This is a genomic window from Shewanella sp. 1180_01, assembly GCF_052850535.1.
On record NZ_VXCT01000030.1, the window covers coordinates 18,863 to 41,293 of the forward strand.

The following is a 22,431-nucleotide window of genomic DNA, read 5'->3' on the forward strand; positions in this document are numbered from 1 at the left end:
ATGAAGGTTTCTCTGCCAGCATTTGAAAAAGCCAGAGTGTTAGTCGTCGGCGATGTGATGTTAGACCGCTATTGGGTTGGCCCTACGGGACGTATCTCCCCTGAAGCCCCCGTACCTGTGGTGAAGATTAATCAAGTCGAAGACAGACCCGGCGGCGCGGCCAACGTGGCGCTCAATATCGCGACCTTAGGTGGTCAAGTCCAACTTGCTGGGCTCGTCGGTCAAGACGATACCGCCCATGCCTTAACGCTTGGCGTGCAAACCTTAGGGGTTGAACCCCAATGGTTAACCATTGCTGACAAGCCAACCATCACTAAGTTACGGGTGTTATCACGTAACCAGCAATTGATCCGACTCGATTTCGAAGAAGCCTTCGACAAGGCCGATAGTGTGCGTTTGCTCAAGCAATCCGAGGCCTTACTCGATTCTGTCGATGTGGTGGTGTTGTCAGATTATGCGAAGGGCGCTATCGATCAGCCGCGAGATTTTATTGCGCTTGCCCGTGCTAAAGGTGTGATGGTGTTAGTCGATCCTAAGGGCAGTGACTTTGGCCGTTATCAGGGCGCGTCGTTGATCACCCCGAATATGAGCGAGTTTGAAGCCGTTGTTGGCACAGTAACCTCTGAAGCGGATCTGCTGGAAAAAGCCCGTGGCTTACTCAAGCAACATAATTTTGATGCCATCTTAGTCACCCGCTCTGAAAAGGGCATGACCTTAGTGACCGCCAATGCGCCCGAGCTGCACATTCCTACCGTTGCCCGTGAAGTCTATGACGTGACGGGTGCTGGCGATACTGTGATTTCTGCCTTAGCAACCTCATTAGCTGCGGGCGCCGATTTACCGCAGGCTTGCGCAATTGCGAATACCGCCGCTGGCGTAGTGGTTGGTAAGCTTGGCACTTCTACCGTGAGCCGCATTGAGCTTATTGAAGCTTTGGCTTTGCATCATGGAGAATCGGGTTTTGGTGTGGTGAGTGAAGATCAGCTCGCCTATGCCTTAGAGCAGGCTAAACTGCGCGGTGAGCGTGTGGTGATGACCAATGGTTGCTTTGATATTTTGCATGCGGGCCACGTGAGTTACCTCAAACAAGCCAAAGCCTTAGGCGACCGTTTGATTGTTGCAGTAAACGATGATGCCTCGGTTAAACGCCTAAAGGGTGATGGTCGTCCAGTCAATCAGGTTGATCGTCGTATGGCCGTGTTGGCGGGCTTAGCCTCTGTCGATTGGGTGGTGCCTTTTAGTGAAGATACGCCGCAACGTATTATCACTCGCTTGCTGCCAAATCTACTGGTTAAAGGCGGCGACTATAAGCTCGAAGACATCGCAGGCGGCGCTGAAGTGATTGCCGCCGGTGGTCAAGTACAAGTGCTGGGCTTTGAGGATGGTATTTCAACCACGGCGATTATTCAAAATATCATGGCTAATCAGTGAGCTTAGTTGCTCTGGTATTTGCATCTAGCTTGTCTTGGACGCCCATTGCCGATAAGCAGGCTTTGATTTGCCCTTTACCAGAGCTTGGCGCTTGCTTGGCATTATTGCCTAAGCAAGTGTTGGCGCAGCTGCCCGCTACGTTAGATCAATTTAGGCGCGATTTAGGCCAGCGAGGCGCCATGGTCATGCCCGTCGATGACAATAAGATTGCGGGCCTAGTCTTAGTCAACGAGTTGCAGTCGCCGCAAGTGCAGTTAGCCAGTGTCGATCTAGTGACCTATCAATTACCTTTGCTCGAACAGCCGCAATTAACCCTATGGCATGAGCTCGGGCATTTGGAGAACCTTGCCCTGCAAGGCACAGTATTACCGACTCAATTGAGCGCATATCAGCATGAATGGCTAGCCGATATTTATCTGGTTTGGCGTATCGCGCGGGAGCGAGGTGATTTTGCCTTGGCATGGCAGCAATACCATAGACGCAATCTCGATGCGTTAACAAGTCCGCAATACTTGTCGCACTGGAGTTCGCCTATGATGATACAAGTGTTGCATCACTACGAAGTGGCTCAAGTGGCGAGATTCACCGATTATCGGGATTTTCTGGCGGATTTTTATCCTAACGCTGAGCAATTAGAGCCGAGATTATTAGGCGAGTATTCGAGCTTAATGCAACGGACTTTTGGCGCGAGTGTGTTGCAACCCCTTCCTGAATATCTATTTTGGCGAAAAGCCGATCTTGGACACTATCTACAACCTACCTTCGTTTTACTTATGGGTGAGGAAAAAGCGCATAACTGGTTGGTACAAAATTCAATGTTATGAATGTGTTAACGGAATTGGCGTTTAGGCCTGTTTTAAACTGAACCCTAGCTGAACAAAAGCGAAATACGCTGGTTGCAGCCGAGTGAACAGCAGTAATCCCTGAGCGGCTTTGGTAAGCTTTCCCCCTAAAAAAAGAGGGGAGACTTTACTATGGCTAAGCGCTCGCGAGTACAAACTGAGCAAACCATAAATCAGATTATGGATGAAGCGTTAAGACAAATTTTGACTATCGGCTTTGAGACTATGTCTTATACCACGTTATCTGAAGCTACGGGTATTAGCCGTACAGGTATTAGTCACCATTTTCCACGCAAGAGCGATTTTCTCGTTCGTTTAGATAGCCGTATCGGCAATCTATTTGTTGCGGCTCTGGATTTTTCTAGCCAAGAGGCATTAGAAACATCGTGGATGCAGGCAATGCAGGAAGAACATTACCGCGCAGTATTGAGACTGTTCTTTAGTCTTTGTGGTGGTGCCAACAATGAAATCACCCTCTTTAGAGCGGTGAGCACAGCACGTCAGCAAGCGATTGCTGAGTTAGGCTTAGCGGGCGATCGCACGATCAACCACTTATTAGGCCGTACTGCTGTGATGTTATTGTCCAATTTCGATGTGGCAAAAGCAGCATAATAGACTGACCAATTAATATAAAAATGGAGCCTGATGGCTCCTTTTTTATAGGTAAAAATCGTGATTTTTACTGAGGAAACTCATTCTTTAGTCGTGTAAGATATGCCCTTTATTGCGTTATACCGCCTTTTACTCTTGATTTGACAGGATAAACATATGGACATGACACCCAGCTCTAATGCCGCCGAGGCTCCCAAACGTAACATCAAGCTCGATAATACAGAGCTCATCAAAACCAGTTTTTGGGTGAGTCAGATCTTTATGATCATTGCGACGGTTGTCGGGGTGTATTTGGCCGCACAGGAAGGTTTATCGCAGGCGATTAAGTTCGATAACTTAAGTAATATGCAAAACAACTATCATCTGCGCCATGCGCTCTATGATGAAGTGAGTGACAACGTGGCGACTTTGAGCCGTTATGTCGACACGGTTGAAACAGTGAGCGGTAATAGTTTAGTGAAAATGCACCCGCAAATGGGACTGTTTGTTTGGGAGAATATGCGCTATTCAGCCAATGCCCTAGAGACGCCGAGCCACATCTTGTCCGATATTCGTCGTTTTTATTTAGAGTCTGAGCAGATCATTAGCGATATTGAAACTCGCCACTACAGTGTTTCCTACGGTAAGGGCCTGCTGCAAAATGTACTGAGTAAGATCCAAGAAGATACTTTGCCGAAGCTTAAAACGAATTATGAAACCCTGTCAAAAGAGCTTAGCGATAACGATATTACCGTAGACTAACGTATCTTGGCTTAGCTCCTCCCTAAACATCAGGGGTCATTCTTATCCCTGATGTTTGAATTCATTGATGAATTCAGTGTTGCTGACACCACCTCTGCATGATCTGTTTTAGTACCCCATTATTTTATGCCACTTAAGCTAATGATGAATTTAACCAGTCTTTCTCCTTCGGCATTTGTCATCAAAACCTTGTTGAGTTAGCTTAATTCCTGTCGATAGGCTTGAGTTAGTTTTTGCTGCTGTAAATAGATGCGAATCGCCAAGAAGGTTAATGTGGCAGCAATAGCAGCGCTGATGATGTGGTGAAACATTAAGTGACTTATCAGGAATGTGGGTAAGTCTTCTAAGCTGTCGATAAGGAAAAGCTTAGTGATTAAGCCGATATAGACCAGAAGATGCAGAGCCGCACCTGTGATGAAAAGGCGTCTAAATTTATCAATTAGTTTGATATCCAAATTGAAATCGAACCATCGACATAACAGATATCCACTCAGGCCGATGGCAATCGATATCCAGCCAAGTCCGAGTAATGAGGTTTTGATTAATACGCCAGACAGGATAAACAGTCCAAGTAGCATTCACTCTTTCCTTCAAATAGCGTTAGATTCCACTTCGTATTTTTGCCGGCGAAAACGATGGGGATTGTGGGAAAAAAACTCACATCCTATGGGTTCGGAGACTAGCTTAAAAGGCTTAAAAAAATGTGAAATGAAAAGGGAGCCAGCGGCTCCCTTTTTATCATTGAAACAGTGTGTTTCGCCTAAGCGATTTACACTCTGTTAAGGTTACATCAGGCTCAAAGCGCTTTTAAAATCGCTTCGACACTGGCCTTCGCATCCCCAAATAGCATTTGGGTATTGTCTTTAAAGAACAGTGGGTTTTGCACGCCAGCATAACCTGTGTTCATCGAGCGTTTAAAGCCGATGACGTTTTGCGCTTTCCACACTTCGAGCACTGGCATGCCTGCGATTGGGCTACCTGGATCTTCCATTGCCGCAGGGTTAACCGTGTCGTTCGCACCAATGACTAGTACTACGTCAGTGTCGTTAAAGTCGTCGTTGATTTCGTCCATTTCAAGCACGATATCGTAGGGGACTTTCGCTTCCGCCAGCAGTACGTTCATGTGGCCGGGTAAACGGCCTGCAACTGGGTGAATGCCGAAGCGGACTTTCACACCAAGATCACGCAGTCTTTTGGTGATTTCAGCCACAGGATATTGCGCCTGTGCCACAGCCATGCCGTAACCTGGGGTGATGATGACAGAGGTGGCATTTTTAAGCATATCCGCCACATCTTCGGCGTTGGTTTCACGGTATTCGCCCATTTCTTCATCGGCAGTCGAGGACACACCATCTGTGCCAAAGCCACCAGCGATTACAGAAATAAACGAGCGATTCATCGCCTTACACATGATGTAAGACAGAATTGCACCCGATGAACCCACTAATGCGCCAACGACAATCAAGAGGTCGTTCGACAACATAAAGCCCGCTGCCGCTGCTGCCCAACCTGAGTAGGAGTTCAGCATAGACACCACCACTGGCATATCTGCGCCGCCAATCGATGCGACTAAATGCCAGCCAAAGGCGAAGGCAATCAAGGTCATCAATAGCAGTGCCGGCATAGTGCCGCCAGTTTGGACGAAGTACACCAATAGGGCGAAAGACACGAGCACTGCCACTAGGTTCAACTTGTGGCGATGTGGCAGCATCAAAGGTTTAGATGAAATCAGCCCACGTAACTTACAAAAGGCAACGATAGAACCTGTGAAGGTGACCGCACCGATGAAGATCCCGAGGAAGACTTCGACCAAGTGAATGTTAAGCATGGCGCCAGTGAGATGTTCTTTGCTGGCGGCTTTGGCCGCTTCACTTAGAGCATCGTGCACTGCGGCGAGGGTCGTATTAATATCGCCACCGACAGCCACGACAACTTGCGACACTTCCTGTGGGTGTAAGTCGATAAAGCTGTTAAAGCCAACCAATACCGCGGCCATACCGACGAAGCTGTGTAAGATGGCAACCAGTTCAGGCATTTCAGTCATTTCGACTTTTAATGCTAAACGGATACCAATCGCACCGCCAATCACCATAGCGATTAAGATCCACGCAATACCGTTAGTATCAGGGTTGAAAATGGTAGCCAGTAGGGCAATTGCCATACCTAAGATACCGAATAAATTGCCGTGTTTTGCCGTCTCTTGCTTCGACAGTCCCGCGAGACTGAAGATGAAGAGAATGGCGGCAATAATGTAAGCTGCTGTTACCAGTCCTTGAGACACGTTAAACCCCCTTAATCCTTACGGAACATCTTCAGCATGCGCTGAGTGACGGTGAAGCCACCGAAGATGTTAATACTGGCGATCAGCACGGCGATAAACGCCAGTACAGTGACCAAAGTTGAACCCTGACCGATTTGCAACAGAGCGCCGACCACGATAATGCCCGAAATCGCGTTAGTGACTGACATCAAAGGCGTATGCAGTGAGTGGGATACGTTCCACACCACATAATAACCCACGACGCAGGACAGCAAGAATACCGTGAAATGGGACAGGAACTCTGGCGGTGCAACCGATGCCACGGCTGCAAATCCGGCAACGCCTAAGGCGGCGAGCACGTATTTGAGCTTAGATGGCGCTTTCGGGGTGGTGTCTTTAGGCGCGATTTTTGCGGCAGGTTTTGCTGGCGCCGCAGAAACCGAAATCGGTGGTGGCGGGAAGGTCACTTCACCTTCTTTAATCACAGTCATGTTGCGCATGACCACATCATCGAAGTTGATGCTGGCAGTACCGTCTTTCTCTTTACACATTAACTTCATCAGGTTGACTAAGTTAGTGCCGTAAAGCTGTGACGATTGCGCCGGTAGACGACCGGGTAGATCGGTATAACCAATCACTTTTACACCGTTCGGGGTGACAAACAGCTCACCCGATTGCGTGTATTCGCAGTTACCACCAGTTGCAGCGGCTAAATCGACGATCACTGAGCCGCTCTTCATGCTATCAACCATAGCTTTAGTGATGAGTTTAGGCGCAGGACGGCCGGGGATCAGCGCCGTAGTGATGATGATATCGACTTCTTTGGCTTGTTCAGCAAACAACGCCATTTCGGCGGCAATAAATTCATCCGACATGGTTTTAGCATAACCATCGGATGAGCCACCTTCTTCGTTACCAAAATCCAGTTTAAGGAACTGGCCGCCCATGGATTCGATTTGCTCGGCCACTTCTAAGCGGGTATCGAAGGCGCGCACTATGGCGCCAAGCGAACCCGCAGTACCAATGGCAGCAAGGCCTGCCACACCAGCACCAATCACTAGCACTTTAGCGGGCGGCACTTTACCGGCCGCGGTAATTTGACCGGTAAAGAAACGGCCAAATTGATGCGCGGCTTCAACAACGGCGCGATAACCGCCAATGTTGGCCATAGAGGAAAGGGCATCGAGTGACTGGGCACGGGAGATGCGTGGCACCATGTCCATCGCCATCACGTTGATCTTGCGTTTAGCTAACTTCGCAACCAGCTCAGGGTTTTGTGCGGGCCAAATAAAGCTGACGACAGTTGCTCCGTCTTTGATTTGTTCGATTTCAGCGTCGTTTGGCGCATTGACCTTAAAAATCAGATCGGCTTGCCAAACGTCAGTTGTCACTTTCGCGCCTGCAGCTTCAAAGGCTGCATCATCGAAACTTGACAGTTGACCCGCATTGGCCTCAATAACAACTTCAAAGCCGAGTTTTTTAAGCTGCTCGACGGTGGCTGGAGTCGCGGCGACCCTAGTTTCACCGGCGAGACTTTCTCTCGGTATTCCAATCTGCATGACTACTCCCTGATGGTTTATATAATCGTTCCGCCTGCTGTGCTTCCTTCATCGTACTCAACTGCAAAATCTGTCATCGCAAGCGATTACTCGGCTGGTGATTCGAGTCAGTTCGGGCATTCAATCTAGGATGGACACTTTTTGTTTTAAAAACAAACTATTCTGTGGGCAACAGAAATTTCTGTTCGACAGGCTCATGACCATTGTGGCAATACTTTAGCTTGGCACAAGTGCATATTTCTCAAGCAGGCCGTTTCTGCACTGGTCGGATCAAAAACTTTTAACCAGTGCACACTTTTGTAGCTTAAATTTTGCACTTTGTATATTCCAAAATGGAATTAAAAATCCGATTTTATTCTTTTTTGCTTTTCTTAAACCGCGATAAGCTTGTGGACATTACACTGTCATAGGGCCGTCTCATGTTGTTAAAAGAACTTTCATCGCTGGCTTCGCCATTGTCTCAAGGACAAGTCGAGAAGCTAAAACAACTCACTTCTGAGTTAAGTGCTGTGCAACTGGCTTGGGTGAGTGGTTATCTTGCTGCCACCGCCAATGCTGGCCAACTAGCTCCCGCCGCAGAGGCGCAAACTGCTCAAACAGTGACGATTCTCTATGGCAGCCAAACGGGTAATGGCCGTGGTGTCGCCAAAGCGCTCGCTGATAAGGCGCAGGCACAAGGTTATGCGGTCAATCTGGCTTCAATGGGCGAATACAATGTTCGCCAACTGAAACAAGAAACTGTGCTCTTGCTGGTGGTCAGCACCCATGGTGAAGGTGAAGCGCCGGATGACGCGATTGAATTACATAAGTTTTTAGCATCGAAACGTGCGCCTAAGTTAGACAATCTACATTACTCAGTGCTTGCGCTGGGGGATTCAAGTTATGAATTCTTCTGCCAAACCGGTAAAGACTTTAGTACTCGTTTAGCGCTACTGGGTGCTAAGTCATTGTTACCTTTGGTTGAATGTGATGTGGACTATGAGGCCGCCGCCGGTCAGTGGCACGCCGATGTGTTAGAGGCCGTTAAGCCGCTTATCGAAACCTCTTCCGCCAGTGTGGTATCTATCGGTACCGCTAAAACGATTGGCGAAAGCGAGTTTACTAAGCAAAACCCCTATAGCGCTGAAGTGCTAGCGAGCCAAAAAATTACCGGCCGCGGTTCAGACCGAGATGTGCGCCACGTTGAAATCGACCTTGGCGATTCAGGCTTAAGCTATCAAGCGGGCGATGCTCTTGGTGTGTGGTTTAGTAATAACGAAGTGTTAGTCGATGAAGTCTTAGCGGGTCTGTCGTTGGCCGCCGATGAGTTAGTGACCCTAGGCACAGAATCTTTGACCCTTAAGCAAGCTTTGCTTGAGAAGAAAGAGCTGACTCAGTTGTATCCTGGATTAGTCAAAGCATGGGCCGAACTGAGCGGCAGCGCTGAGCTGCTAGCATTGAGCGAAGATAAAGAGCAAGTGCGTCACTTTATCCTTAAGCATCAATTTGCTGATTTAGTCGCCCAGTATCCGTTAACAAATAGCGCTGTCACGTTAAGCGCGGCAAGATTGCTTGAGTTACTACGCCCATTAACCCCAAGACTTTACTCTATCGCCTCAAGCCAAAGTGAAGTGGAAACCGAAGTCCATTTAACCGTAGCGTTAGTGGAAGATGAGCGTCACGGCGCGGCCCGTTTTGGCGGCGCGTCACACTTCTTAGCCTCTGCGCAGGAAGGCACTCAGGTTAAGGTTTATGTTGAGTCGAACAAGCATTTCCGTTTACCCGAGAATCCAGACACACCAGTTATTATGGTTGGCCCAGGCACAGGTGTTGCGCCGTTTCGCGCCTTTATGCAGGAGCGCGTGGCCCAAGGTATTCAAGGTGATAGCTGGTTATTCTTCGGCAATCCACACTTTGAGCAGGATTTCTTGTATCAAACTGAGTGGCAACAGTATTTGAAAAATGGCGATTTAAGTCGTATCGACGTAGCTTTCTCACGCGATCAAGCCCATAAAGTTTATGTGCAGCACCGCATTAAAGAACAAGGCCAAGCCCTGTGGCAATGGTTGCAAAACGGCGCGCATCTGTACATTTGTGGTGATGCTGAACGTATGGCCAAAGATGTTCACCAAGCCTTGATTGAGGTGGCTGTCGAAGTCGGTGGTTTGAATAACGAAGCGGCTGAAGCCTACTTTGAAACACTGCGCAGCGATAAACGTTACCAAAAAGACGTGTATTAATCTCAACCGTTGCGCATATAAGAAACGCATAAAAATAGCCAAAGCTGCACACGTGATGACCTGTGCAGTTAGCGAACCGAATTTGAAGAGGCAGTTGCCATGAGTGAGCAAAAGTTAGCGTTAAACGAATACCTAAAGACCGACAGTGATTACCTGCGCGGTACGATTAAAGAAGGCTTAGATTCTGCGGTAACCGGCTGTTTCAGTGACGGCGATCAGCAGTTGATCAAATTCCATGGCTTCTATCAGCAGGATGACCGCGATTTACGTAACGAACGTAAAGAGCAAAAACTCGAACCTTTATATAGTTTTATGTTGCGTGCCCGTGTACCTGGCGGTATTTGTTCTCCACAGCAATGGTTAGGCGTAGACAAAATTGCGTCGACCTTAACCAGCTCAAACAGCATTCGTTTAACGACCCGTCAAACCTTCCAGTACCACGGTATTCCTAAGCGTAACTTGAAGACCATTATTCAAGACTTAGATCGTGAAGCGCTGGATTCGATTGCCGCTTGTGGTGACGTTAACCGTAACGTGATGTGTAATCCTAATCCGGTGGAATCGAAACTGCACGAGCAAGCCTATGCGGTGGCGAAACAACTGTCAGATCATCTGTTGCCCCATACGCGCGCCTACGCCGAAATTTGGTTAGATGAAGAAAAGCTACTTTCGACCGAAGATGAAACCGTTGAACCTGTATATGGCAAAACTTATCTGCCACGTAAGTTCAAAATGGCGGTTGCGGTTCCTCCCGATAACGATGTTGACGTTTACACTAACGATTTAGGCTTTATCGCCGTTGCTGAAAACGGTGAGTTGGTTGGCTTTAACTTAACCGCGGGCGGCGGCATGGGCTCGACCCATGGCGAGGTGGAGACTTTCCCACGTCTGGCTGACGACTTTGGTTTTATCAAAACTGACGACGTGATGAAGTTTGCCGAAGCTGTCATGACAGTGCAACGCGACTGGGGTAATCGTGTTAACCGTAAACGTTCACGCCTTAAATACACTATCGTCGACCATGGCTATGAGAAATTTAAAGCCGAAGTCGAACTGCGCGCTGGGGTGAAGTTTGAGCCTAAGCGTGATGTAGTGATTGGCGATCGCGGCGATCGTTATGGTTGGGTTGAAGGTGTTGACGGTAAATGGCATTTAACCTTATTTATCGAAAGCGGCCGCATTAAAGATTTACCAGGCCAAACCCTGCAAACGGGACTGCGTGAAATAGCTAAGATCCACAAAGGCGATTTCCGCATGACCTCGAATCAAAACATGATCATCGCAGGTGTCGCGGTAGAAGATAAAGCTACGATTGAAGGCTTAGCACGTAAACACGGACTACTGGGCCAAGTGTTGACGCAAACCCGCGGTCACTCGATTGCCTGTGTGGCCTTGCCGACTTGTCCATTAGCAATGGCGGAAGCTGAGCGTTACTTCCCTGAGTTTATCGATCATATCGATGCGCTGCAGGCAAAACACGGCATCAGTGAGCAAGCGATTGTGGTGCGGATGACAGGTTGTCCAAACGGTTGTGCGCGTCCATTTGCCGCTGAAATCGGGCTTGTGGGTAAGGCGCCAGGCCGTTACAACTTGTACTTAGGCGCAAGCTTTGAAGGGACTCGTCTGAACAAGATGCACAGAGAAAATATCCAAGAGGCGGAAATTCTCGCCGAATTGGATGCCCTGTTTGGCCGCTACGCCGTCGAGCGTGATGCAGGCGAAACCTTTGGTAACTTCACCGTCCGCGTAGGCGTTGTGAAGGCGGTGATTGATGCCGCTAAGGATTTTCATGGCTGATCATCAACAAAAAACCAGTGATACAGTGCCGACTGTGGTCAGCACGGCCGAGTTAACGGCGCTATTGAGTGCGCCCAAGGCTGAGCAAGCGATGGAGCTTGAGCGCATAAATCAGTTCTTAGCTGGATTAAGCGCACAAGAGCGCGTGTTGTGGGGCTTAACTTATTTGCCCGGTAATCATGCACTGTCGTCAAGTTTTGGTATTCAAGCCGCAGTGATGCTGCATATGGTGAGCCAGGCACAGGCGAATATTCCGGTTATCCTCACGGATACAGGGTATTTGTTCCCTGAAACCTATCAGTTTATCGATGAGCTGACACAGCGTTTATCACTGAATGTAAAAGTATATCAAGCGCCGATGACAGCCGCATGGCAAGAGGCACGCTTTGGTCAGTTGTGGGAGCAAGGGTTAGACGGGTTAGAGCAATACAACCGTTTAAATAAAGTTGAGCCTATGCAACGTGCTTTGGCCGAGCTTGAGGTCGGTACTTGGTTTGCAGGGCTGAGGCGCAGCCAAGCCAGTACCCGTGAGGCGCTGCCGATACTGGCGATTCATGGCGCTCGCTTTAAGTTACTGCCGATTATCGAGTGGTCGAATAAAGATGTGCACCTATATTTGACTCAATTTGACTTGCCGTACCACCCACTTTGGGACCAAGGCTATGTTTCTGTTGGTGATACCCATTCGAGTAAACCACTTGAATTAGGGATGACAGAGGAAGAAACGCGCTTTAATGGGCTGAAACGTGAGTGTGGTCTGCACTACGAAATCTAGTCATCTTATTGATTTGAAGTATTAAACGCCTCAATTGCCATTGGGGCGTTTTTTATCTCGGTAAGAAAGGTCTTATCTTTGGTTGAATTTAATACTCTGGATTGACGATAAAGCGAATCGATGTCATTTAAGCGTCATTTCAGTGAGATATATTGATATTCATAGAGTTAGTGTTGCTGGCTTTTTTCAAGAGTAAAAATGTTGTACATTTTTACTCACAGGGTTATGCACATTGGTTGAGCCTGAGCTATATTTTGAAGTTCCCGTAGATGGTTTTGAGGGGTTTTACTGTGAAATAGACATGACTTGTGTCTTTTTCGAGGTTAAGTGGTTGTATATCAGTATTTATGGGCTGAGTTTGCTGTGTATTGATATCATTCGACTGGATGCAGTGAAAGCGTTGAAAACCTGACTCGCAGCAGCGAGTAACAAGCTGTTTGATTGACTTGCTAGCCCTCGTTAATCAGCCATTGCAACCTCGGTCAGCTGTCGTCAAAGCTGCCGAGGTCAAGTCAAGTTAAGCCCTCGCCATATTCAATAGTGATTTGTTATTGTGGTTATTTCTCTGCCTATCTTTGATTATCGAGTAAGATATCCTTGGTATTTCCTCCATTGTCGTAGCATGATCGGCCCGCAACTCCCTTAACGCTTTAAACGGTTTTCTAATAAGCCTTGGTTGTTGTAAAGAATGCCTAATGGATTAGCTTAACTGGATATCAGAAACGAGAGTGCGCGGATGAGATGGTGTAAATGACGGCCCCTTTATATGCGATGCGAGATCATGTCAGGCGTCCTAGTACCAATAAGTCGAATAGCCCTGTTCCTCAGAGACGTAAGCGTGGTTTTCGTCGTTTATTGTCTTGGCTATTCAAGGGATTAGTATGGGCATTAATTTGCTCAATCTTATTGGTTATTCTACTCAGATTCGTTAATCCACCCATGTGGACTTGGCGGATTGAGCGCGCCTTATTTCCACCTGCACCTATGGGGGAAGTCATGCATCAGTGGCGCGATTTAGCGCACATTTCTCCTGAGTTACAATTGGCGGTGATCGCCGCAGAAGATCAACGTTTTGCCGAGCATACGGGATTCGATTTAGCCGCGATAAGCTCGGCGCTGAAATACAATCAGAAAGGCACTAAAGTTCGCGGAGCCAGTACCTTAAGTCAGCAGGCGGCGAAAAACCTGTTTATGTGGTCTAGCCGCAGTTTCTTTCGTAAGGGACTAGAAGCTTGGTTTACCTTAATGATGGAACTGACTTGGGATAAGTCGCGCATTCTTGAAGTGTATTTAAATATCGTCGAATTTGGCCCAGGTATTTACGGCGCCGAAGCGGCATCAAAGCATTATTTTGGCAAGTCTGCGGCAAAACTGACCCAATATGAAGCTTCATTACTTGCAGCTATCTTACCGAATCCTTGGCGCTATAAAGTGTCACCTCCGTCGTCCTATGTGCAGCAGCGTTCCGCGTGGATCCGCAAACAAATGCGCCAGTTAGGTGACGTCACGCTTAAAAAAGTCCACGAAGCGGGATGAAGGTCTGACGTGTGAGTTTGGCCCAGATGCATTTATGTGTCATTGGGCACTTTGTTAATCGTCGACGACTTAAAGATCTTTTATTACTGAATTGAAATAAGATTGGAAACCTGTTGAATTAAGGTTAACGCTGATGCGTTTTAACGGTTTGATTCCCTATCCTGTTCGCTTCTGTATCGGTTTAATGTTAAATTATCGGGCAAAATTTATACCTTAGTTTTCTGATTTTGCATTATCTGCGTAAGGGATATGTAAGAGCGGATAAATATTCAAATACCTAGGGATTACTTTAGGTATTGATTTCATAAAATTGAATTGTCATTAAATGGAGTTTCTTAAATGAAAAAGATTGTGATTGCCGCGGCAATTATTGCAGCTGGTGCGGGTGGTTATTGGTATACGCAGAATGGTGCTGGCTCGAGTGCCTCTGCAAACCCTTTGCTCGACTATGTGCCAGCTGATACGCCGATTTTTTCGGGTCAGCTAAAACCCTTCCCGTTAAAAGCGTATTTACAGTCTATTTCTGGAAATTACCAGCAATATCCAAGTAACGCGCTTGCCGAATTTGGTGAGCTGGATAGCCCTATGGGTAAGTTCTTCGTCAGCATTTATCAGCAGTATATGGATGGCATTAAAGAGCCAGCCTTACTGTTGAAAACCTTTGGTTTTCCTGATGAAATTAAACCATATTTCTATACTCTAGGTGCTTTGCCTGTATTCAAGATTGACGTCAATCAAGCGGATGCATTTTGGGCTGCATTAGATAAAGCCGAAAAAGACAGTGGCGTGACCCACGAAATGCGTAAAGTGGGTGATGTTGATTATCGCGCTTATGCATTATCGGATGAAGCTTCAACTGAAAAAGCTGATCTGTTATTTGCCCAAAAAGATGGCATATTAACGATTACTTTCAGCACTTCTATTACCGAGCCTGAATTATTAGAAATGGCATTCGGTATTAAGAAGGCGCCGCAGTCATTAGCCGCTTCTGGCATATTGGACGATATTATTAAGACCCATGGTTTTAAAGATGACAGCATCAGCTTTATCAACCATGTGGAAATTGTAAAGGCGTTGACCTCAGCCGATAGCAATATGTTATCTAAGCAATTGACGAAGTTTTTTGCTAATGAAAGCGTCGGTGAAGATCCATTAGCGCAAATTAGAACACCTGAATGTCGCACCGAATTAACCGCCATTGCTGCTAATTGGCCGCGCACGGTTGCGGGTTTAACCGCGTTTTCTGTGACAGAAAAAGAAAGCCATATGGCGGCCTCATTTGTGGTTGAAACTAAGAATCAACCGATTCTTGCGGCAATGCAAAAGATGCGTGGCTTTATTCCTGCACATCTGGCGGATATCGACAGCACTATTTTCTCTATGGGCATAGGCTTAGATGTCAACGAAGTTGCACCTTCATTAACGGCTATTTGGGATGATCTGCAAAAGCCGCAATTGACCTGTGCGCCACTGGCCGAGTTGCAAGCTGAGTTGAGCCAACAGAGCCCAGCTATGCTAGGCATGTTCACTGGTATGGCGAACGGTGTGAAAGGCATGAGCGTTTCATTGCTCGACTTTAAAATGAGCACACAAGATCAAGAGCCTAAGTTAGAAAGCTTAGATGCGTTAGTCAGCCTCAGCGCCGAAAATCCATCTATGTTGTTCAATATGGTGAAACCTTTCGCGCCTATGTTGGCCGAAGTGCAATTAGCCGATAACGGCGATGCCACTGACTTATCACCCATATTGATGTTGCCTCCTGAGTTAGGTGTTAAGCCTATGCTCGCGATTAAAGGTCAGCATTTAGTGGTGTATAGCGGTGATAAAGGTCTGGCGTTGGCAAACAAATTAGCGGGCGAGAAACTGTCTGCGAATGGCATGTACAGCTTATCTGCTGACTACGGCAAGATGTTCACTCCAATGCTGACGTTGTTAGAAATGAGCGGCGAGCCAATCCCTGAAGAAATGAAAATGCTTAAAGATTACAACATGCGAGTTCAAATGAGCTTTGATGTGAATAAGCAAGGTTTGGTTATAGGTTCAGTTGCCAATTCTAAAGCGACTGAAAAGAAATAATTCTAGAATCCATTCTTTAGCTAACTGATATCAGTTAACGAATCAATGTTTGAAATGAGCCAGCAGATTGCTGGCTCTTTTTTTTGATTCAATTCAGCTTAGCTTGAGCTAGCTTAGTGGGTTGTGATGTTTGAATTATCTGAGTTTTTGGTTTAGCGGAACGCACTAAACTCACTAATCCTTGCCATTGAATATCACTGTTTTGGGGAAGCCAAATATCGGGCTCAGTCCCAGCACCTGACAAGAGTTTTCCCTGTGCGTCATAGGTCAATGAACTACTGAATCTTATGTCTAATCCACTGTTTGGCAGTTTAAAATGGTACTGTCGAGCAAAGTCGCCCGAGGTTTTTTCACCAATCAAATTCGCCCTAGACCAAGATTTAGTGCGATAGGCAATCCACTCACATTCTTGGCGGCATTTGGGACTCACGAGCAGCGCTAAGCGATTTCGCCCTTCAGGAGTCACCGCAGGTTTAGTGCGAACGTACCAAGGGCTGAATTTATCTTCATCGACTGAGGGTAAGTTGCGGGTGAGGGATTTTAGTCGAGGCACACTGTATTCGAGCGCAGCTAAAGGCTTAAAGTTGAGTGGCTGCAGATAGTCATTTCTCAGTTCTGGTGAGCGGCGATAGTGTGCAAATCCCATCACGTTCGGCGCTAAAGTGTTATTTAAATCAGCATCTTGATATCGCGATAATAAGGTCAATAACTTTGGGCTAAAACCACTAGCATCACGTAAGTCGATGATCAGTAATGGATGTGTCATACCCTTGAGCAGTTCTTGCTGTAGATCTCTATCCAATTCAAAGGCGTACAGATCGCTGATCTTCAGTTTGACCGTAGTATTGTTAACTGTTTCTAATTGATTTGGAGTGTCTTGAAATTCGGAGCGCTCAAACTGAGATAACTGATTAATAAATTCAAAAACACTCATATCTTGTGTCTGATCTTCTTGATTATTTTCCACTAATTGAGTCTGCGGTTCGCGGCTTGGCAGGGCGAGAGTCACCTGCTGGGTTTGCAGATCATCATTAATCAGCGTAACCAGCACATAGGGCTTGATGCTGAGCCCTAAATCTTCACGCAGCAGGTTAAGTTTTTTCAGCCAAGGTAACTGCATTTCTTGGCTCTGTTTTGCAGGTTCAGGTAAATAGGCTTGGCTGGCTGCTACCCATTTACTCATAGGTAAACCGTCGATATGAGTCACAAAGGGAAAGTCGTTGTTGATTGGACTATTACTGCTATCTAAGGCTAACCACTGGTCGTTGAGTGGCCGTAAGGTTAACGGGAGATCGCCGCTTTGATCATCGAAGTTGTGTACTTGAGCGCCGGGATCTTTGAGGCTATTGAGTAGTTTAGTGATTTCAGCGGCAAAGCGATCATTGGGAGTCATATCTTGATACTGCTCGACAATCAGGCTCGCCATATACTTGAGTTGCGGACTGGCTTTATCGGGCGTTAACGCATAAAACGCTGAGTGTTGCTCGATTTGATCTAATAAGGCATAGAGATCCTGGCGTACCTCTTGCGCATTAAGCATAGGTGCAGTGTTATCTTTTGGCACAGCAAAAAACGCGAGCTTAAGTAAGCTCGCGAAAATAATGACACTGAGTAGCATGACTATGCTGCGGTAGCTAAAACTCATATTCCTCCATGATGTTAAGGCGCGGCTTCAGGGCACAAAAAGGTGTGCGACTATCGGCTTAAATGCCATTCGGATCAATGTAAATCGTCCCGCTGAGCCATAAACTCAGATCCATCTGAGCAATTTAGCAGCAGGTTTTGTAGATTAGCAGCAAATTATGGCTGATTTTTGTACTCTGTCACTTTTATATTTGCTACAGAATATCGTTGAGCGAAATCCCGATACCAATACGTTGGTTGTGATAGTTGTAATCGATTAAGCTCTCGCCATAGCCATTAAAGTATTGAGTATAAAGGCGTAAGTTGCCGACGATAGGATAACTCCAGGTTACTTCTGCTGAACCTCTGTCGATATCTTCTAGGTTTGTTCTAAGGGTTAAGGTGAATCTATGTTCATCGATACCATAGACACCAATAAACTCAGCTCTGCCTATGTAGTCATCAATGTTGGGATTATCGTCACCGCGAGCTTGATGCGGATCGGTTTTTTCATCCTCAGGAATACGCCACCAGACTTTGGTTGAGAAGGCGAGTGGACCGGCATCAAAAATCATAGTGGCATAGAGTCTATTCCAGCTGCGAGAAAGCGGTCCTGATTTACCATTCGATTGATGCACAGCACCAACGCCCCAAAAGGAATTGGTTACACTGCCGATTTTCCAATCGTTATTAAACAGCATAAAGACTTCAGGCTCGTGATTGGTTTCACGGAACGGAGATGAGGTGTCTTTGTTATAAACCTGCCAATAGGATTGATTGGTATAGGCAAAGAATAAATGACCATTATCACCAAAGACATTGTACCAAATAGGGAATTTAAAACTGATTTGAAACTTAGCCTCGAACTCATCCAAGGTGTAGGGATTGATGAGGGCATCTTCAGCGAACGGTGCCATGTTGGGATCTGGGCTATAGGTCGCAGGTAAAATGTAATTCACTTTATGTGGTGTAATTACAAAAGGCAGTTCTGCCGTGGCAAGTTCATCTTTGACTCTTCCTTCTACTAATGATTCTTCGGCATTTATACTCGTACAAGCTAATAGCCCTGCCATTGCAATACCTGAATAAAGTCGTTTCATCGGCCCTCCTTGATGTGCTTATTTGTGTATTTGTCAGTCGTACTCAACAAAGATAGTTATGCCCAGCTTACCATTAGAAAGTGAATTTATGGTTATGTAAAAATTCTGCGTCATTTGGTGACAATTTATCTTGTTAGTGAGGTTTTCGCCCTGTTGGGGCAGGTTTGGGTAGAATTTTTGGCAATAACATAGTGCCAGAATCACACACTTAGCTGAGCGGTGTTCGTTTTATATAACAGATGAATCTATATTAAGTTATTTAAATTCAACTGGTTATTAATGTGTTGAGGCATTTTTGATTTTGAAACTTAATATTTTTCCACTTTAAATTGATATCAGTGATTTCTTTTATATCTAAAAGATATAAAAACTAATAATTATCTATTTATTATGGAATATAAGACGCGCTATATTTCTACAGACTAAAGTGATCTTGGGGATGCTGATGGAAATTTTATCTTTACCGGGCCAAGCGGCCAAAGGCAAAGTCTGGCTGGTGGGTGCAGGTCCTGGTGACGTTGAGTTATTGACGTTAAAGGCTTGGCGCATCCTTAAAACCGCAGATGCAGTGCTATACGACGCTTTAGTCAGTCAAGATATCCTCGATCTTATTCCTAAAGACGCTGAAAAGATTGCCGTAGGTAAACGTGCGGGTAAGCATAGCGCCGCACAGGACGAGATTAATCAGTTACTCGTGACTAAAGCCTACACCCGTAAAAATGTGGTGCGTCTTAAGGGCGGCGATCCTTTTATCTTCGGTCGTGGTGGCGAAGAATTGCAAACTTTAGTTGAAGCGGGGGTTGAGTTTGAAGTCGTCCCCGGCATCACCGCCGCCAGCGGCACATCGGCCTATGCGGGAATTCCCCTGACTCACAGAGACCATACCCAAGGCGTCACTTTTATCACTGGCCATTGTCAGTTAGAGAGTCGCCCTATGGACTGGCAAGGTTATGCTAATCCTAACAATACCTTAGTCGTGTATATGGGGATTCTTAACGCCGGCATTATTCGCCAAGGTTTAGTCGATGCGGGCCGAAGCCCTGACACTCCCGTTGCGATAGTGTCAAAGGCGACCACTAAAGAACAACGTCGTTTTATCGGCCGTTTAGGTGAGCTCGAACAGCTTGCCGCCGATCCTGAATTACAAATGCCAGCCTTGATGATCATAGGTGAAGTGGTTGCGCTGAGTGACACTTTGCATTGGTTCAAACCTGAAGCGGTTGAATCGAGTCATGCCAGTGATGAGCAGACTCAATCGGTTAGAGTCTCGGCCGCCGCGTCGATAAGCTAAGCCGCAAACAGTTAAAGATACTTAGCAGTTAAAGATACTAAGAGTTAAAGATGCTAAGTAGTTAAAGATATTAAGAAAATTAAGCTAACCCATGCTGTGGTAACGCAGCGAATTTAAGGTAAACGGAGAATAGTATGGCCGGGCGTGAATTAAGCCACTTACAACAACTGGAAGCCGAGAGCATCCAGATCCTTCGTGAAGTTGCAGCCGAATTCGATAATCCTGTGATGTTGTATTCCATCGGGAAAGATTCTTCCGTTATGTTGCACTTAGCGCGTAAAGCCTTTTATCCGGGCAAGATCCCATTCCCGTTGCTGCATGTTGATACGGGTTGGAAATTCAAAGAGATGATCGCGTTTCGTGATGCCCAGGCAAAGAAATTTGGCTTCGAGTTACTGACGCACATCAACCCAGAAGGGTTGGCGCAGGGGATTAACCCTTTCGACCATGGCAGTGCGAAACACACTGACATCATGAAAACCCAAGGTTTAAAGCAAGCACTTAACCAATACGGTTTCGATGCCGCTTTCGGTGGGGCTCGCCGCGATGAAGAAAAATCTCGCGCCAAAGAGCGTGTGTATTCGTTCCGCGACCGTCACCACAGATGGGATCCTAAAAACCAACGTCCAGAATTATGGCGCACCTATAACGGCGCAGTGAACAAGGGCGAAAGTATTCGCGTGTTCCCGTTATCTAACTGGACTGAGCTGGATATTTGGCAATATATCTATCAAGAAAACATTGAGTTAGTGCCTTTGTATTTTGCGGCTAAACGTCAAGTGGTTGAGCGCGGTGGTCAGTTAATCATGGCCGATGACGAGCGGATGAAGTTAGCCGAGGGCGAGCAGTTTAAAGAAGAAGTGGTGCGTTTTAGAACCTTAGGTTGTTACCCACTTACGGCCGCCATGCATTCTGAGGCCGACAGCCTAGAGAAGATTATTGAAGAAATGCTGTTAACCCGTTCAAGCGAACGTCAGGGCCGATTGATCGACTCAGATCAAAGTGCCTCGATGGAGCAGAAGAAGCGTCAAGGCTACTTCTAATCTCGGCAAGGTTAACCCTATTTCGCGAAGGTGCGTTGGTAAAGCGCGACCTGTAGCCAAGCAGATCAAGAGTGAGAATAAGATGGACAAAGCGGTCAATAAAACCAATCGCATGGCGGCAGAAATTACCCTCCATGGTGTGAAAGAATATCTAGCTCAGCAGCAGAACAAAGGCTTACTGCGCTTTTTAACCTGTGGCAGTGTGGATGACGGCAAGAGTACCTTAATCGGCCGTCTGTTACACGACAGCGCCCAAATCTATGAAGATCAATTGGCGAGTCTAAAGAGCGACAGCGCTAAGATGGGCACCACAGGTGAAGCTATCGACTTAGCCTTGCTGGTGGATGGTCTGCAAGCCGAGCGCGAGCAGGGCATCACTATCGATGTGGCTTACCGTTACTTTTCAAGTGATAAGCGTAAGTTCATCATCGCCGATACCCCAGGGCATGAGCAGTACACGCGCAACATGGCAACGGGTGCATCGACCTGTGATTTGGCGGTGATCTTAGTCGATGCCCGCTACGGCGTGCAGACTCAGACTAAACGCCATGCGTTTATCGCGTCATTACTGGGGATTCGTCACTTCGTTGTTGCCGTGAACAAGATGGATTTGCTTGGGTTTGACGAGCAAGTATTCAATCGCATTCGTGCTGACTTTACGGATTTTGTGAAAGATTTCGGTAACCTCGATATCCACTTTGTGCCGTTATCGGCGCTTAATGGTGACAACGTGGTTGAGCGTAGTACTCAAAGCGACTGGTATCAAGGTGGTACTCTGCTTGAACTGCTAGAAACTATTGATACGCAACGTGAACTCAGCTCATTGCCAGTGCGTTTTCCGGTGCAATATGTGTCGCGTCCTAACTTAGATTTTCGCGGTTTTGCAGGCACTTTAGCCTCTGGCATTATCAATGTCGGTGACGAGTTAGTCGCTTTGCCATCGGGCAAACGCAGCAAGGTTGAACGTATTGTGACCTTCGATGGTGACATACAAGAAGCGGTTGCTGGCCAAGCTGTGACTATCACGCTGGAAGATGAAATTGATATTTCCCGTGGCGATTTACTGGCAAGACCGGATTCTGCACCTGCCGTCGCTAACGTGATCAGCGCTGACATAGTGTGGATGGATGAAAAGCCATTACAACTCGGCCAGTTATACGACATCAAAGTGGCCGGTAAGAAGACGCAAGCCTCTGTGAGGGCTATCGATTATGTGGTTGATGTTAATACCTTAGCGCGCAGCGCGACGGATACACTTGGGTTAAACGCGATTGCTCGCGTGACCTTAGAGCTGACCGAAGACATAGTGTTCGATGCGTATTCGTTAGTACGCGATACCGGCGGAATGATCTTAATCGATCGCCTGAGCAATGCGACGGTTGCCGCAGTGATGGTGGTATCGGGTCAGCATGTTAACAAACAAACAGCATCACAATTTAGTGCCTTTGAAGTTGAGTTTAATGCCTTAGTGCGTAAACACTACCCACATTGGCAAGCGATAGATATCTCTAAGCTTGGAGCTTAAT

General features: G+C 46.8%; 17 protein-coding genes. 12 read left to right on the forward strand and 5 right to left on the reverse strand.

All coding sequences use genetic code 11. The features are described from left to right. From hldE to FW758_RS15315, 4 genes are all read left to right on the forward strand, one after another. Positions 1-1,431, forward strand: a complete 1,431-nt coding sequence (hldE, locus tag FW758_RS15300; protein ID WP_006082901.1) for a bifunctional D-glycero-beta-D-manno-heptose-7-phosphate kinase/D-glycero-beta-D-manno-heptose 1-phosphate adenylyltransferase HldE — start codon at positions 1-3, stop codon at positions 1,429-1,431. After that, complete coding sequence (locus tag FW758_RS15305) at positions 1,428-2,255, forward strand: hypothetical protein (RefSeq protein ID WP_446445826.1); 828 nt, start codon at positions 1,428-1,430, stop codon at positions 2,253-2,255. Before hldE ends, FW758_RS15305 begins: the two co-directional genes overlap by 4 nt. Before the next feature lie 150 nt (positions 2,256-2,405). Continuing rightward, positions 2,406-2,885 (forward strand): TetR family transcriptional regulator, encoded by a 480-nt coding sequence (locus FW758_RS15310; protein WP_006082899.1) that lies wholly within the window; start codon positions 2,406-2,408, stop codon positions 2,883-2,885. Positions 2,886-3,041: 156 nt separating this feature from the next. Further along, entirely contained in the window at positions 3,042-3,626 is a 585-nt protein-coding gene (locus FW758_RS15315; protein WP_012088381.1) for a hypothetical protein, read from the forward strand. Positions 3,627-3,823: 197 nt separating this feature from the next. On the opposite strand, the gene FW758_RS15320 is transcribed toward FW758_RS15315, so the two are convergent. From FW758_RS15320 to FW758_RS15330, 3 genes are all read right to left on the reverse strand, one after another. Beyond that, positions 3,824-4,204 carry a hypothetical protein gene (locus FW758_RS15320; protein WP_446445827.1) on the reverse strand — a complete coding sequence of 127 codons (381 nt, stop codon included), beginning with the start codon at positions 4,202-4,204 and terminating at the stop codon, positions 3,824-3,826. 218 nt (positions 4,205-4,422) lie between these two features. Then, the gene (pntB, locus tag FW758_RS15325; RefSeq protein WP_446445828.1) at positions 4,423-5,907 is read right to left on the reverse strand and encodes a Re/Si-specific NAD(P)(+) transhydrogenase subunit beta; all 1,485 of its coding nucleotides are present in this window, start codon (positions 5,905-5,907) and stop codon (positions 4,423-4,425) included. A gap of 11 nt (positions 5,908-5,918) precedes the next feature. Next, positions 5,919-7,445, reverse strand: coding sequence for a Re/Si-specific NAD(P)(+) transhydrogenase subunit alpha (locus FW758_RS15330; RefSeq protein ID WP_446445829.1), 1,527 nt, complete (start codon positions 7,443-7,445; stop codon positions 5,919-5,921). 419 nt (positions 7,446-7,864) lie between these two features. Here FW758_RS15330 and FW758_RS15335 point away from each other — a divergent pair, with 419 nt between their 5' ends. From FW758_RS15335 to FW758_RS15355, 5 genes are all read left to right on the forward strand, one after another. Further along, positions 7,865-9,664 (forward strand): assimilatory sulfite reductase (NADPH) flavoprotein subunit, encoded by a 1,800-nt coding sequence (locus tag FW758_RS15335; protein ID WP_446445830.1) that lies wholly within the window; start codon positions 7,865-7,867, stop codon positions 9,662-9,664. Between the two features lie 99 nt (positions 9,665-9,763). Then, positions 9,764-11,461 carry an assimilatory sulfite reductase (NADPH) hemoprotein subunit gene (gene cysI, locus FW758_RS15340; protein WP_446445831.1) on the forward strand — a complete coding sequence of 566 codons (1,698 nt, stop codon included), beginning with the start codon at positions 9,764-9,766 and terminating at the stop codon, positions 11,459-11,461. Then, positions 11,454-12,236, forward strand: a complete 783-nt coding sequence (locus FW758_RS15345; RefSeq protein WP_446445832.1) for a phosphoadenylyl-sulfate reductase — start codon at positions 11,454-11,456, stop codon at positions 12,234-12,236. Before cysI ends, FW758_RS15345 begins: the two co-directional genes overlap by 8 nt. A 750-nt stretch (positions 12,237-12,986) precedes the next feature. Next, complete coding sequence (gene mtgA, locus FW758_RS15350; protein WP_446445833.1) at positions 12,987-13,772, forward strand: monofunctional biosynthetic peptidoglycan transglycosylase; 786 nt, start codon at positions 12,987-12,989, stop codon at positions 13,770-13,772. Between the two features lie 339 nt (positions 13,773-14,111). Further along, a complete protein-coding gene (locus FW758_RS15355; protein WP_446445834.1) occupies positions 14,112-15,848 on the forward strand; it encodes a hypothetical protein in 1,737 nt (578 codons plus the stop codon). Between the two features lie 88 nt (positions 15,849-15,936). Here FW758_RS15355 and FW758_RS15360 read toward each other — a convergent pair whose 3' ends face one another. Then, positions 15,937-17,493: a S41 family peptidase gene (locus tag FW758_RS15360; RefSeq protein ID WP_446445835.1), complete on the reverse strand. Its 1,557-nt coding sequence runs from the start codon at positions 17,491-17,493 to the stop codon at positions 15,937-15,939. A 193-nt stretch (positions 17,494-17,686) separates the two neighbouring features. Beyond that, the gene (locus FW758_RS15365) at positions 17,687-18,571 is read right to left on the reverse strand and encodes a phospholipase A (protein ID WP_311998933.1); all 885 of its coding nucleotides are present in this window, start codon (positions 18,569-18,571) and stop codon (positions 17,687-17,689) included. 445 nt (positions 18,572-19,016) lie between these two features. On the opposite strand from FW758_RS15365, the gene cobA reads away from it, so the two are divergent. The 3 genes from cobA to cysN all read left to right on the forward strand — a co-directional run bounded on the left by cobA (position 19,017) and on the right by cysN (position 22,430). After that, positions 19,017-19,862: a uroporphyrinogen-III C-methyltransferase gene (gene cobA, locus FW758_RS15370; RefSeq protein WP_446445836.1), complete on the forward strand. Its 846-nt coding sequence runs from the start codon at positions 19,017-19,019 to the stop codon at positions 19,860-19,862. A 134-nt stretch (positions 19,863-19,996) separates the two neighbouring features. Then, positions 19,997-20,905: a sulfate adenylyltransferase subunit CysD gene (gene cysD, locus FW758_RS15375; protein ID WP_446445837.1), complete on the forward strand. Its 909-nt coding sequence runs from the start codon at positions 19,997-19,999 to the stop codon at positions 20,903-20,905. Positions 20,906-20,987: 82 nt separating this feature from the next. Next, positions 20,988-22,430, forward strand: coding sequence for a sulfate adenylyltransferase subunit CysN (cysN, locus tag FW758_RS15380; RefSeq protein ID WP_446445838.1), 1,443 nt, complete (start codon positions 20,988-20,990; stop codon positions 22,428-22,430). Position 22,431: the final 1 nt, after the last annotated feature.

Bases quoted from the DNA above. Each gene is read 5' to 3' on its own strand.
- cysN (WP_446445838.1), top strand. From the start codon at position 20,988: ATGGACAAAGCGGTCAATAAAACCAATCGCATGGCGGCAGAAATTACC.
- FW758_RS15330 (WP_446445829.1), bottom strand. From the start codon at position 7,445: ATGCAGATTGGAATACCGAGAGAAAGTCTCGCCGGTGAAACTAGGGTC.
- cysD (WP_446445837.1), top strand. From the start codon at position 19,997: ATGGCCGGGCGTGAATTAAGCCACTTACAACAACTGGAAGCCGAGAGC.
- FW758_RS15335 (WP_446445830.1), top strand. From the start codon at position 7,865: ATGTTGTTAAAAGAACTTTCATCGCTGGCTTCGCCATTGTCTCAAGGA.
- FW758_RS15345 (WP_446445832.1), top strand. From the start codon at position 11,454: ATGGCTGATCATCAACAAAAAACCAGTGATACAGTGCCGACTGTGGTC.
- FW758_RS15310 (WP_006082899.1), top strand. From the start codon at position 2,406: ATGGCTAAGCGCTCGCGAGTACAAACTGAGCAAACCATAAATCAGATT.
- mtgA (WP_446445833.1), top strand. From the start codon at position 12,987: ATGACGGCCCCTTTATATGCGATGCGAGATCATGTCAGGCGTCCTAGT.
- FW758_RS15355 (WP_446445834.1), top strand. From the start codon at position 14,112: ATGAAAAAGATTGTGATTGCCGCGGCAATTATTGCAGCTGGTGCGGGT.
- FW758_RS15315 (WP_012088381.1), top strand. From the start codon at position 3,042: ATGGACATGACACCCAGCTCTAATGCCGCCGAGGCTCCCAAACGTAAC.
- hldE (WP_006082901.1), top strand. From the start codon at position 1: ATGAAGGTTTCTCTGCCAGCATTTGAAAAAGCCAGAGTGTTAGTCGTC.
- cobA (WP_446445836.1), top strand. From the start codon at position 19,017: ATGGAAATTTTATCTTTACCGGGCCAAGCGGCCAAAGGCAAAGTCTGG.
- cysI (WP_446445831.1), top strand. From the start codon at position 9,764: ATGAGTGAGCAAAAGTTAGCGTTAAACGAATACCTAAAGACCGACAGT.
- FW758_RS15365 (WP_311998933.1), bottom strand. From the start codon at position 18,571: ATGAAACGACTTTATTCAGGTATTGCAATGGCAGGGCTATTAGCTTGT.
- FW758_RS15320 (WP_446445827.1), bottom strand. From the start codon at position 4,204: ATGCTACTTGGACTGTTTATCCTGTCTGGCGTATTAATCAAAACCTCA.
- FW758_RS15360 (WP_446445835.1), bottom strand. From the start codon at position 17,493: ATGAGTTTTAGCTACCGCAGCATAGTCATGCTACTCAGTGTCATTATT.